Genomic DNA, 12629 nt, shown 5'->3' with positions numbered 1-12629 from the left:
TAGGATGTTAATCAGCTACCAACTTCATTAGTTACCAACTTAATAAGCTGTTAAGTTGGTAGCTTGATATGGTTGAAACGCCAGGCATGAACAACCGAACGCGCCCCAAGCCGCCGACGGCGTAATCCCCCCCCCTCAATGTCAATCCGGGCTAATGCCCATTCGCTGCTCTCCTGCCGGACGGCCTAGTGGCGGATAAGCCATTGATGGAAGACGCGGGTCACGATCGGCATCCAGAGGAAAACCACCAGTGCGACCACGGTAGCGTCATTGAGAAAATGGCCGGGCAGCGTGCCGCCCAATTGTGGCAGCAGCTTGCCCCAGAACCAGGGCACCAGATTGGTGGAGGGGAAGATCACCAGCAGGGTGATCAAAAACTGTTTCCACTTGGCGGGTGGCCGGGTCGTGGCGCTCGGCGGCGTGAACCAGAATTCCGCGCCGGGGCGAATATCTACGTGGTCGTCTTCCAGCAACAGCGGCGCCACTTCTTCGATGTATTTCTTGCGCAGCGGCGAGTTGTTCCACTGGTTCAAATTGTCGATGCTGTCGAAACGCACCAATATCGTATAGATCTGCTCGCTGCCGGTCGGGCGGATCACGTTAACGCCCAGGTGGCCGGCGAAGCCGGCGGCTTCCGGCATAATGCGTTTCAGCCAGGCCTCGTAGGCCTGCTCTTGACCCGGTGCCAGACGATGAGTGATCACTAACGTGACATGCTGCTGATGAACCATTAAGTCGACTCCAAAAAAGACCCCGGCGCGGCCGGGGCGGGCAATTATTTCATCACTCGCAGCGGTGCAAGGGGCGTCAGAGGGGCTGCGTCGTCAACGCCCATGCCGTAAGTGCCGCCGTGCTCACGCACCAGCGCCATCACCGCGTCGTAGGTTTCTTTGTGCGCCCAGTTACGTTGATATTCCAACAGCACCTGCTGCCAGGTCACCGGGGTAGCACCGGCCTGGACCATAGGGTCGATAGCGCGATCATGCACATTGACCGAACTGCCGCCGGAAGTGTCGGTCACCACATAAACTTCGTAACCGGCTTCCAGTGCCATCAATGCCGGACAGGTCAGAGAGACCTCGTTCCACAGCGCGGAAATCACCAGCTTCTTGCGGCCGATGGCCTCAACGGCCCTGACAAAAGCGGCATCTTCCCAGACATTCATCGTGGTGCGCTTAACGGGGGCGATCTCAGGGCGAACCGCCAGCAGTTCCGGCCAAATAGCGCCGCTGAAACGCTCGGTTTCGACCGCGCTGAACAGCGTCGGAACGTTAAAGATCTTGCCGGCTTTGGCCAAACCGACAACGTTGTTTTTCAGTAGCCGACGATCAATATTAGCCTCGCCAAAGGTCATCTGCGGCTGGTGGTCGATAAAAATCAGCGCGGAGTTATCTTTATCAAGTAATTGAAATTCAGACATGATTTACTTTCCCAATCCTACTGCGAATTAACCGCTGTAATGCAAAGCCGATAAAATGCAGGGTAGACAGGGGCCAATTTCAAAGATAGCGCAGAATTTTTGCCATCTTGTTGAGTTTTTTTATACACGGGGGAATGCGGTGAGACTAAACCTGGAAGCGTTACTGATTTTGGATGCGCTGGATCGACACGGCTCGTTCGCCGCTGCGGCTTCGGCGCTGTTCAAAACGCCCTCGGCGCTGAGCTATATGGTGCAGAAACTGGAGAGCGACCTCGAGGTTACCCTGCTCGACCGTTCCGGCCACCGGGCGAAATTCACCGATACCGGTAAACTGATGCTGGAAAAGGGCCGGGTGCTGCTGCGGGCGGCGCAGGATCTGGAACAGCAGGCGCGCTATGTGGAAAACGGCTGGGAAAGCGAGATCACGCTGGGCATTGACGCATCCTTCCCGTTCGAACGGCTGTTGCCGCTGATTGAAGAGTTTTATCAGCGCCATCATCATACCCGCCTGGCCTTTAGTCATGAGGTGCTGGCCGGTTCCTGGGAGTCGCTGGTTTATGGCTGCGCGGACATTATCATCGGCGCTATTTGTGAACCGCCGTCGCGCGTTGGCTATGCTTTCAGTCAATTGGGCCGGCTGGATTACGTGTTTGCCGTGGCCCCGCAGCACCCGCTGGCGGCGCTGGCAGAGCCCTTGCAGAAGGCCGATATCCGGCAGCACCGGGCCGTGGTGGTACGGGATACCTCGCGGGTGAACGCACCGCAGAACCTCAATATCCTCGAGGAGCAAGACCAACTGACGGTCTTTGGCTTCGACGCCAAACTGCGGGCGCAGCTTAGCGGCCTTGGCTGCGGTTATCTACCGCGCTACCTGGCCGAGCCTTACCTTAAAAGCGGCGAATTGGTGGCAAAGACCGTCGAAGCGGAGCGTTGCAGCGATATCGCCTATTTTGGCTGGCGTGAAAGCGCCACCGGCCTGGCGGCGAAATGGTGGCGCGAACGGTTGCAGCAGTATGCCGATGCCGGGGATGCGTACCCCTTAGAGTGAAACCGAGTACGCCTTATTGCCCGCAGGTACTCGGCTTTGCCGAGGGTGAGGTTTACACTGGCGTTAGTCAGGCAGGTTGATTTCCGCTTTCATAAAGGTGACGGCCTGGCCCTCGATCGTGACTCTGCTTTCCTTTAATTCGCACACTAAATGGCCCCCCCGAACGGAGGCCTGATAGGCAGAAAGTTGGGTCTTGCCGAGGCGGGCGGCCCAGAAGGGAACCAGGGTGGCATGTATCGACCCCGTGACCGGATCTTCAGGAATACCGGCACCGGGGACAAAATAGCGCGACACGAAATCATAGTTTTTGCTTTCTGCCGTGATCACCACGCCGACCGGCCCGAGTTCCGCCAGCTTATTGAGGTCGGGTTGGTAACCTCTGACCGCCTCTTCGTCTGCCAATACCACGAAAATATTCTCGAAACTGCGGAAGTGGCTGACGGCCAACTCACTGAACAGCGGGGCGATAGCGGCCGGAAGCTGGGAGAGAGGTTCCGGGGGAATACAGGGTAAATCCAGCAGATAGCCGTTTTCCATTACGTTCACTTTCAACTGGCCGACGCGGGCTGAAAACGACAATGTCCCTGCGATACCGTATTCCGTTACCAGTATATGCGCAGCGGCCAGCGTAGCATGGCCGCAGAAATCGACTTCCAGGGTCGGCGTAAACCATCGGAGATCCCAACCTTCCTTGCCGGGTTTAACAAAAGCCGTTTCCGCAAGATTGTTTTCTGCGGCGATGGCCTGCATGAGGCTATCCGACAACCAATCATCAAGAACCAGCACCGCAGCAGGATTGCCGCCGAACACCCGTTCAGAAAAGGCGTCAACCTGGTACATTTTGTGGGGCATCGGTCATCCTCTCATTATGTTTTTTGGGTCATTATATTGTAATTTTACGCTCATCATCAGAGATGATACGGGATGGTACGTGCATAAAAAATGCGGCGATCGTGAGAAAGCGTCACTATCGTGCTGCCGGATAAAAACGTCGCTTGCCCCTTGGCCTTTTTCCGCCAATAGTTGTCGCGGGTCTTTCTTTGATTAGCGTTTTTTGATGCATGGCAAAAGGAAAATCGGGTAATGAAAGGTGAACATCAGTACGACGTGGAAGTGAACTGGGAAGGCAATCTGGGTGCCGGTACGCTGGATTACAAATCTTACGGCCGCGATCATCGCATCAGCGCCGCAGGCAAGGCGGATATTGCCGGTTCCGCCGACCCGGCCTTTCGCGGCGACGCCGCCCGCTGGAACCCGGAGGATCTGCTGGTGGCGTCAGTCAGCGCCTGCCACAAACTTTGGTATCTGCACCTGTGCGCCACGTCGGGGATTTCGGTGCTGGCCTATCAGGACAACGCCGTCGGCATCATGCGCGAAGACGCCCAGCGCGGCGGGTTTTTTACTTCGGTTACGCTACGCCCGCGGGTAACGGTGCGGGACGGCGACGATCTGCAACTGGCGCAACAACTGCATGAAAAAGCGCACCACCTGTGCTTTATCGCCAACTCGGTCAATTTCCCTATCGAATGTCAGCCGCAGGCCGTTTACGCAAATAGCTGATTTTTAACTTTGCTTTACCGCTTTCGTTATTTTGAGCGCCACAGCGGCTCGCAGATACTGAGGAAAATTTCCTACAGCGAGCCGCAGCATGTCCTCAACCCAACGCCACAGCCACTATCTGCATTCTGCCCAGCGCAGTTGGATCCGGCAGCTTAACCGGCGCTGGTACTGGCGGCTGGAGCTGCCGACCTGGGGCATTATGGCGGCGGTCTACGGCGGCTGGTTTGGCGTGGTGCAGTACTGGCAGACGCTGGGGCCGTGGCTTGGCACACCGCTGCTGATCCTGCTGACCACCTGGTATATGTCGCTGCAACATGAACTTATCCACGGCCACCCAACGCGCTGGCCGCGAGTCAATCAGCTGTTTGGCCTGTTGCCGCTGGCGGTTTGGTATCCCTACGGTCTGTATCGCGATTCGCATATTCAGCACCACCGTAACGAACACCTGACCGATCCGCATGAAGATCCCGAAAGCTATTATTTCAGCCAGGCCCAATGGCGGCGTTTCCCACGGCTGTTTCCGCTGTTGGCGAAGGTACGCAATACGCTGGCCGGGCGGATTGCGCTTGGCCCGGCGCTGGATATCGCCGCTACGTTGGTCAACGCATTGAAAGCTATCGCCGCCGGCGAACTGCGCACGCTGGCGATGTGGCTGGTGCACCTGCTGCTGTTGGTGGCGGTGCTGGGTTGGCTGGAACGGCAGGGCATTGGCGCGGCGTTCTACCTGTTGGCCGTCAGCTACCCGGCGCTGGCGCTGACCAAGGTGAGATCGTTTTTTGAGCATCGCGCCGTTGAAGCTCCGCAGGCACGTTCTATTATTAATGAGGCGGCGTGGCCGTGGCGGCTGCTGTTTCTCAATCTGAACTATCATTTAGTTCACCATGATCTGCCCGGCTTGCCGTGGTACGGTTTACGGGAAGTGTATCTGGCGGAGCGCGGCGCGTACCGGCAGCGCAGCCAGGGATTTGTGGTGCAGGGCTATGGCCAATGGGTGAGTGACTACGCGTTTACCCCGGTTGCCGTTGAGGTTCACCCTTTCAGCGGCGGTGAAACGCCGGCGGCGCACCAGCGCGAATATGACGCCTGGCCGGCAGAGACATTGATTGCGCGATGGAAGCGCGTTTCTCAGGATTTTCCAATCGATCTGGCCAAATAGCCGGAAAACACATTACAAGAGGAAAAAGTATGGCTATCACTCCATCACGCGGACGTTTCTTTGCTCTGGCGTTGACCTTGCTCGCCGCGAGCGTCGGCGTGGCGCAGGCGGCCGATACGGTGCGCGTCGGGTCTAAAATCGACACCGAAGGTTCGCTGCTCGGCAACATCATCGTGCAGGTGCTGGAATCCAACGGCATCAAAACCACCAACAAATTGCAGCTCGGCACCACCAAGGTGCTGCGCGGGGCGATCACCTCCGGCGAGATTGACGTCTACCCGGAATACACCGGCAACGGCGCATTTTTCTTCTCCGATGAAAAAGATCCGGCGTGGAAAAACGCTCAGGCCGGTTTCGAGAAGGTGAAGAAGCTCGATTATGACAAGAACAAAATCGTCTGGCTGGCGGCATCGCCGGCCAACAACACCTGGACCATCGCCATCCGTCAGGACGTGGCGGACGCCAACCACCTGAAAACCCTGGCCGACCTGAGCAAGTGGATCAACGGCGGCGGCAAGTTCAAGCTGGCGGCTTCGGCGGAGTTTATCGAACGCCCGGATGCGCTGCCGGCGTTCCAAAATGCCTACGGTTTTAAACTGAACCAGGATCAACTGCTGTCGCTGGCCGGCGGCGATACCGCCGTGACCATCAAGGCGGCGGCGGAGCAGACCTCCGGCGTGAACGCGGCGATGGCCTACGGCACCGACGGCCCGGTGGCGGCGCTGGGGCTGCAAACGCTCGAGGATCCAAAAGGCGTGCAGCCGATTTACGCGCCGGCGCCGATTATTCGCGAGGCGGCGCTGAAACAGCACGCCAATATCGCCGAACTGCTGAAGCCGGTATTTGCCTCACTGGATGGCCCGACGCTACAGAAACTCAACGCGCAGATCGCGGTAGAAGGCCAGGATGCCAAACAGGTTGCGGCCGCTTATCTGAAAGAGAAAGGATTTGTTAAGGGATAATGCCGATATTCCCCCTCTCCCCTTGGGAGAGGGGCGGGATACGGCCCACCAGACATGGAGCCGGAGAGTTTCTTTGATTATTGCCGTAAAAAACCGCGTTTTACTGACATTGCTTATCCTGTTGCTGCTGGCCGCATTTGGCCTGCCGTTTCTCAGCTATGCCCCCAATCGCCTGCTGTCGGGCAAGCCCATTTCCCTGATCTCCCTGCTGCATGGCCCGGCGTTGTGGCTGTTGGCGCCGATGCTGGTGCTGGCGGCGCTTAGCCTGTTGGCGCCGAGCAGGCGCAACGCATTGCTCACCGCACTGGCCGCTTCGGCGTTGCTGACGCTGGCCTTCTGGCTGAGCGGCCATGCCGCACAACAACTGGCGCAGGAAGGCTCCAAACTGGCGCGTACCTCCTGGGGCAGCGGTTGCTGGTTGATGTTGGCGCTGAGCCTGCTGATGGCCGCGGACGCCATGACCCGTCTTGCTGCCTCGCACCTGTGGCGTATCCTCGGCAATCTGCTGGTGGTGCTGCCTGCGTTAGCGCTGCTGTTTGGGCATCAGTTGGATCAGCTTTCGTTGCTGAAGGAGTACTACAACCGGCAGGACGTCTTTGACGCCGCGCTGTTGCAGCACCTGACCATTCTGCTGGCGACGCTGGTGCCGGCGCTGCTGATTGGCGTGCCGCTCGGGGTGCTGTGTTTCCGTTCCCGTCGCTGGCAAACGCCGATCTTCTCGACCCTGAACATTATCCAGACCGTGCCCTCAATTGCGCTGTTTGGTCTGCTGATAGCGCCATTGGCCGGATTGGCGACGGCGGTACCCTGGCTGGCGGAGCACGGCGTGAGCGGTATCGGCATGGCGCCGGCGATCGTTGCGCTGGTGTTGTACGCCCTGTTGCCGCTGGTGCGCAGCGTGGTGGCCGGGCTGCAAAGCGTGCCGGCCAGCGTGATCGAGTCTGCCCGCGGCATGGGCCTGACGCGCGGGCAGATTTTCTTGCGCGTGCAGTTGCCGTTGGCGTTACCGTTGTTTCTGACCGGCGTGCGCATTCTGGCGGTGCAAACCGTCGGCATGGCGGTGGTGGCGGCGCTGATCGGTGCCGGGGGGTTTGGCGCCATCGTCTTTCAGGGTCTGCTCAGCAGCGCGCTGGATTTGGTGCTGCTGGGGGTGATCCCGGTGATCGTGATGGCGGTAATCGTCGATTCGCTGTTTAAATTTATGGTTTCATTATTGGACGTGTCACGCCGATGATTCACTTTAACCAGGTCAGCAAGATTTTTCAGGGCAAGCCGGCGGTGGACGACCTTACGCTGCAGATTGCCGAGGGCGAGTTTGCCGTACTGATCGGCACCTCGGGTTCCGGTAAATCCACGACGTTAAAAATGATCAACCGGCTGATCGAGCACGATCAGGGCAAGATTTATTTTGCCGGCGAGGAGATCCAGAAATTCAAACCGCAGGATCTGCGCCGTCGGATGGGCTATGCCATCCAGTCGATTGGCCTGTTCCCGCACTGGACGGTGGAGGAGAACATCGCCACCGTGCCGCAACTGCTGAAATGGCCGCGGGCGCGCATCCGTGACCGGGTGACCGAACTGCTGGAGCTGTTGCACCTGGAGCCGGATCTGTTCCGCCGCCGCTACCCGCACCAGCTTTCCGGCGGGCAGCAGCAGCGGGTTGGAGTAGCGCGGGCGCTGGCCGCCGACCCCGAGGTGCTGCTGATGGATGAGCCTTTCGGTGCGCTGGATCCGGTGACGCGGGCGGCGCTGCAAACGGAGATTGCGCGCATTCATCATCTTTCCGGGCGCACCATAGTGCTGGTGACGCACGATATCGACGAAGCGCTGGCGCTGGCGGACCGCATCGTATTGCTCGATCAGGGGCGTATTGTGCAGCAGGGTACGCCGCTGGAACTGCTGACCGCGCCGGCCAACGATTTTGTCCGCGATTTCTTCGGCCGCAGCGATCGCGGCATCAAGCTGCTGTCGCTGGGAACGGTAGCGGAGCGCGTGCGCCCCGGCAGTGCCGACGGAGAGCCGATCGCTGCCGCCATGAGCCTGCGCGAAGCCCTGTCGGTGTTTGTGGCGCGCGGCAGCGAACGTTTACCGGTGGTGGGCGAACAGGGCGAAGCGCTCGGCGTGCTGCATTTCAACGATCTGATTAGCCAAAAGGCGCTGTCATGAGTGCGCAGCGTTTCACGCGCTGGCTGCGCGATCCGCTGCCCTGGACCTTTGCTTTGCTGCTGGCGCTGGTGTTTGGCATGAATCATTTGCACGGGCTGTTCGCCGCCTGGTTCCCCGATCTGGACCGGCCGGTCTATCAGCAAGACAGCTTTATCTCGCTGGTGTGGGCGCATCTGTTGCTGGTGGCAGTTTCCAGCCTGATCGCCGTGGCGATTGGCGTGGCGGCCGGGATCGGCGTGACCCGTCGGGCCGGCAAGGAGTTCCGCTCGCTGGTGGAAACCCTGGTGGCGGTCGGTCAGACCTTCCCGCCGGTGGCGGTGCTGGCGGTTGCCGTGCCGGTGATGGGCTTTAGCGAGCAGCCAGCGATTATTGCCCTGGTGCTGTACGGCCTACTGCCCATCTTGCAGGGGACACTGGCGGGGATTGAGTCGGTGCCCAGCGCCACGCGCGAGATTGCGCAGGGGGTGGGGATGAACGCCAGGCAGATCCTGTGGCGGGTCGAGCTGCCGCTGGCGGCGCCGGTGATTGTTGCCGGTATCCGCACGTCGGTCATCATTAACATCGGCACGGCGGCGATCGCCTCCACCGTCGGCACCAAAACGCTGGGTTCGCCGATCATCATCGGCCTGAGCGGTTTCAATACCGCCTATGTGATCCAGGGCGCAGCGGTGGTGGCCTTGCTGGCGATCATCACCGATATGCTGTTTGAGCGCTGGGTGCGCTATCTCACCGCCTGGCGTCAGCAGACGCCGGCGGATCCTTCTGTGGGGTAAGGGACATGAAGCAGGTATCTTTGCCGATGTACGGCGTTACGCATCAACCGGCCGAGGCCTTTTGGCAGGTGCTGCGCGAAAAACTTCAAGATTTGGGGCTGGCGGATCTGCCGCCGCAACTGAGTTGGCCGCAGGATTTGGCGCGGCACTGGCAGCAGGACGATGTCTTGCTCAGCCAGACCTGCGGTTATCCGCTGGTCAGCAGCCTGCCGCAGGTACAACTGGTCGGCACTTATCACTATCGCGTCGAGGGTTGCGAGGGGCCGGAGTACAGTAGCTGGTTGGTGGTCCGCGATGATGAGCCGGGCGAAAGCCTGGCGGATTTTCGCGGCCGGGTAGCGGCCTATAACAGCACCGATTCGCAGTCTGGTCATAACAGCCTGCGCGCCCTGATCGCGCCTCTGGCGCAAGACGGGAAATTCTTCCGCGCCGCCATTGCCTCCGGCGCGCATTATCAATCGCTCAAACTGATCCAAAGCCGCGAAGCGGACATTGCGGCCATTGACTGCGTCAGCCTGGAATTGCTCAAACGGGCGCAACCGCAGGCGCTGGCGGGGGTGAAAATTATTGGCCGGACGGCCGTCGTTCCAGGGTTGCCGCTGATTACCTCAGCGCATACGCCGCCGGAACAGCTGGAAATATTGCGCACCGGAGCGAAGGCGATGGTGGGGGAAGCGGTGAGCGACAGCCTGCTGATCGGCGATTTCACGCTGGTCCCCCGTTCGGCGTACCAAAAAATCACCGCACTGGAACAACAGGCCGCCGCGCTGGGGGTGACGGCGTTGTAAATTTACAGTCCCCCACCTGGGCGAGTGGGCAGGTTAAAACTATTTTTACATACAAAAAATCGCATGTGATTGTGATCGACGCCGCGAGTGTGCCGGGCTGCGATTGCCGCCAGTCGAGATAGGGGGTAATCGCCGTATTGAAATGCATTGACGTTGGCGGGAAGAGGTTACCGCTTTTATCTCATTCTTCCAGCAATCTCTATACCGAAATGATCCTGCACTTTGTCATGCGCAACGGTGCGATAGCGAACATTATCAATATGCAGTTAACTTATTGTGATATCTGTCGCTCAAGTATCATGAACGGTGATTTACTCATCTTTGAGTTTTACTATTTCTCCTTTTGCATTGGCTATATATCGTTTACCATCGAAAGAAAATAAAGGCTCTTCATTGTTAAATTTGTAAATTGTCATGTATCTTTCTTTTTCTATGCAATTTTTAACCGCTTTCATATTGTCAAAACACAGTCTGTCATACTTGCCTTCTTCTTTATATCCATCGCCAAAATCCCAAAAAATAACAGTAAAACCTCCATCGCGATCTGGCCTGGGGGCTCCGTAGCGGCTTTTTAGCATGTCTTTATTTTTAAACCACCAGGCTATCTTACCTCTATCAGTAAATGGGAAGTTATTAACCAATATAGAACTGATTTCATGCCTTTGATGAACGGCTATGATTTCTACCGTACGCTGCGATAACCAGAGGAAGTATCCTGACAGAGCACATGCAGTCAGCATCAGGACAAGGAAAGTTTTTTTATTTTTTGCTTTCATTGGGTCCCCCGGTGATTTCTATGGTGGCTTCCATATTAGTCATAAAGGGATTAAAGCCAAACTGATTGTATCGCTGAAGCACAAACCAGATACGGAAAAAGCGGAACTGGTTAAATTTAAACTTTGAAATGTCGTCGCTATCCAGGCCGAAATGATCCTGTACTTTGTAATGTACAATCGCACGGTAGTGGTCATTATCAATATGCAGTGATTTTATTGTGACATGTGTAGCCCAAGTATCATGAACAGTGATACCCATTCCGTTAAAATTATCCTCAAATCTGTCAAACTTAGGCAGTTTACTAAAAAGAATAGCGTCTTTTAGCTTTTGATTTTTTCTGCGGGATAACATTTTTCCTCCCAATCTATATTCTTATCTAGCACTGTTTTCAACAACAGGCGTGAGCTATTATCTGGCGATCTATCGTTAAGTATCTGCTCTTTCAAAGCAGCGTCCAGGTGCACACTAGCGAATGCAGAGCCGTTGCTGCTTTGCATATGGGTAATCATCTTCTCGATCAGGTGTTTGTAGGGGCCATACATGGCAAAAGACTGAGAGAGGTGGCGGAACTCATTAAACAATATTTTGGCACACTCCTGTCGGGTGATTTTTTCGCCCTCTTCACGGGATCCATGAAACATCAACTGCGGCTGGCTAGATGGGATGATTCTTGTCAGCGTGTAAGGATTCACTTTGGCAGAAACATCCACCAGCCGGAAATGCGTTTTTAACTGCGCTTCGGATAAGTCCCCGCAACGCATATCCTCTGCACCATAATCGTCCATTCGCCTTTTGGTCTTGAATATAATGCAGGGAAACTCTAATGCAGACATGGTGATACATTCCTTGTATTGCAGTCCATTGGGTTTTCACAAGGAGGATAATATGTTGTGACATGTGGCGGTGTAAATGTTGCGCAGTTCCTCTGACCTGGATTCGGATTTTTGCCCGTTTCCGCTCAAGGGAAAAAGTGGGTATTACCGTTACGCTCTTGAACCATCATCAAAATGCCACGCATCATCTTTCAGGTTTTCTGCAATATCTTGTGCAATGCCACCGGCGTACCAAAAAATCACCGTACTGGAACAACAGGCCGCCGCGCTGGGGGTGACGGCGTTGTAAGCTTTCCCCCAGGCGGCGCTTGCCGAATTTACAGCAGGCCACCGCCGTCGATATCAATCACGCTGCCGGTGATAAAGCCGTTTTCCATTGCCAGCAGATACCCTGCCGCCACGTCCGCCGCCTGGCCGACGCGCCCGACCGGCAGCCCGGCGCCGATTTTGGCGAACATCGCCTGACGTTGTTCGGCACCGAGGGCGTCGTAAGCCTCGGTGACGGTAACGCCGGGGCTGACCACGTTGACTCGTCGCGGCGCCAGCTCTTTCGCCAACTGTTTGCCCATCGCTTCCAGCGCCGCATTGATGCCGGTTTTAATCAACTGCCCGCTGAGGTATTTGCGCGAGAGCTGGCCGGAGGTCAGGGTGATAGAGCCTTGCGGTGACAAGGTGGGCAGTGCAGCCTGAATGGCGCGTAATGCACCCCACAGTTTGACGTCAAAATTGGCCTGCGCCTCGTCAAAATCCGTATCCGCCAGCAGTTTGGCCTGGACGACCGGCCCGGCGGTGAACACCAGATGATCGAACTCGCCGACCTCGGCGAACAGCGCACGCAACGAACTTTCGTCGGTGACGTCCGCCTGCATTACCCGCAGGTTGCCGCCGTCGGCGGGCTGGTACTGTTGCATGCACCCGGTGCGGCGTGAGGCCAGCACTACGCTGGCGCCGTTTGCCACGGCGGCGTAAGCCACCGCCGCGCCGATACCGCTGTTACCGCCAAGGATCACCAGCTTTTGCCGGTTCAGGGAAGAAGAGAGGGTCATGATAGTGCCTCGATTGCCATGAATGTCGATGTTATCTATCATCAGGCATTGAAAATCCGCGAACAATCAGCCTAAATGGCAAACACTTATAAATTATTTT

13 protein-coding genes and 1 pseudogene are annotated in these 12629 nt (G+C 57.1%); 8 read left to right on the top strand and 6 right to left on the bottom strand.

Annotated elements, in window-relative coordinates; all coding sequences use genetic code 11:
• Positions 1-185 precede the first annotated feature (185 nt).
• Positions 186-731: an antibiotic biosynthesis monooxygenase gene (locus tag SPL01S_RS17320; protein WP_063201572.1), complete on the bottom strand. Its 546-nt coding sequence runs from the start codon at positions 729-731 to the stop codon at positions 186-188.
• Between the two features lie 44 nt (positions 732-775).
• Complete coding sequence (locus SPL01S_RS17315; protein ID WP_063201569.1) at positions 776-1420, bottom strand: isochorismatase family protein; 645 nt, start codon at positions 1418-1420, stop codon at positions 776-778.
• A 139-nt stretch (positions 1421-1559) separates the two neighbouring features.
• On the opposite strand from SPL01S_RS17315, the gene SPL01S_RS17310 reads away from it, so the two are divergent.
• Positions 1560-2468 (top strand): LysR family transcriptional regulator, encoded by a 909-nt coding sequence (locus SPL01S_RS17310; protein WP_062870106.1) that lies wholly within the window; start codon positions 1560-1562, stop codon positions 2466-2468.
• A 63-nt stretch (positions 2469-2531) separates the two neighbouring features.
• Here the strand turns inward: SPL01S_RS17310 and SPL01S_RS17305 are convergent, their stop codons facing one another.
• The gene (locus tag SPL01S_RS17305) at positions 2532-3320 is read right to left on the bottom strand and encodes a PhzF family phenazine biosynthesis protein (protein WP_063201566.1); all 789 of its coding nucleotides are present in this window, start codon (positions 3318-3320) and stop codon (positions 2532-2534) included.
• Between the two features lie 231 nt (positions 3321-3551).
• Between SPL01S_RS17305 and SPL01S_RS17300 the strand changes: the two genes are divergently transcribed.
• The 7 genes from SPL01S_RS17300 to SPL01S_RS17270 all read left to right on the top strand — a co-directional run bounded on the left by SPL01S_RS17300 (position 3552) and on the right by SPL01S_RS17270 (position 9873).
• Positions 3552-4028: an OsmC family protein gene (locus SPL01S_RS17300; protein WP_063201563.1), complete on the top strand. Its 477-nt coding sequence runs from the start codon at positions 3552-3554 to the stop codon at positions 4026-4028.
• Positions 4029-4116: 88 nt separating this feature from the next.
• On the top strand, positions 4117-5184 hold the full coding sequence (locus tag SPL01S_RS17295) for a fatty acid desaturase (protein WP_063201560.1): 1068 nt from the start codon (positions 4117-4119) through the stop codon (positions 5182-5184).
• A gap of 29 nt (positions 5185-5213) precedes the next feature.
• The gene (gene osmF / locus SPL01S_RS17290) at positions 5214-6146 is read left to right on the top strand and encodes a glycine betaine ABC transporter substrate-binding protein OsmF (RefSeq protein WP_062870112.1); all 933 of its coding nucleotides are present in this window, start codon (positions 5214-5216) and stop codon (positions 6144-6146) included.
• A 73-nt stretch (positions 6147-6219) separates the two neighbouring features.
• Positions 6220-7380: an ABC transporter permease gene (locus SPL01S_RS17285; RefSeq protein WP_062870114.1), complete on the top strand. Its 1161-nt coding sequence runs from the start codon at positions 6220-6222 to the stop codon at positions 7378-7380.
• Positions 7377-8312, top strand: coding sequence for an ABC transporter ATP-binding protein (locus tag SPL01S_RS17280; protein WP_063201557.1), 936 nt, complete (start codon positions 7377-7379; stop codon positions 8310-8312). Before SPL01S_RS17285 ends, SPL01S_RS17280 begins: the two co-directional genes overlap by 4 nt.
• On the top strand, positions 8309-9085 hold the full coding sequence (locus tag SPL01S_RS17275) for an ABC transporter permease (protein ID WP_062870118.1): 777 nt from the start codon (positions 8309-8311) through the stop codon (positions 9083-9085). Before SPL01S_RS17280 ends, SPL01S_RS17275 begins: the two co-directional genes overlap by 4 nt.
• A gap of 5 nt (positions 9086-9090) precedes the next feature.
• Positions 9091-9873 (top strand): phosphate/phosphite/phosphonate ABC transporter substrate-binding protein, encoded by a 783-nt coding sequence (locus SPL01S_RS17270; protein ID WP_063201554.1) that lies wholly within the window; start codon positions 9091-9093, stop codon positions 9871-9873.
• 311 nt (positions 9874-10184) lie between these two features.
• Here SPL01S_RS17270 and SPL01S_RS17265 read toward each other — a convergent pair whose 3' ends face one another.
• The 3 genes and pseudogenes from SPL01S_RS17265 to SPL01S_RS17255 all read right to left on the bottom strand — a co-directional run bounded on the left by SPL01S_RS17265 (position 10185) and on the right by SPL01S_RS17255 (position 12529).
• Positions 10185-10649, bottom strand: coding sequence for a DUF943 family protein (locus tag SPL01S_RS17265; RefSeq protein WP_063201550.1), 465 nt, complete (start codon positions 10647-10649; stop codon positions 10185-10187).
• Positions 10633-11483: pseudogene (locus SPL01S_RS17260) on the bottom strand (YPO3983 family protein). The gene SPL01S_RS17265 and the pseudogene SPL01S_RS17260 overlap by 17 nt, the downstream one beginning before the upstream one ends.
• 317 nt (positions 11484-11800) lie before the next feature.
• A complete protein-coding gene (locus SPL01S_RS17255; protein WP_063201547.1) occupies positions 11801-12529 on the bottom strand; it encodes an SDR family oxidoreductase in 729 nt (242 codons plus the stop codon).
• Positions 12530-12629 lie beyond the last annotated feature (100 nt).

The organism is Serratia plymuthica NBRC 102599, from assembly GCF_001590925.1.
In the GTDB taxonomy this organism is placed as follows: Bacteria; Pseudomonadota; Gammaproteobacteria; order Enterobacterales; family Enterobacteriaceae; genus Serratia; species Serratia plymuthica.
The sequence above is the reverse complement of the archived record's forward strand: the minus strand, read 5'-3'. Positions and strand labels throughout refer to the sequence as shown.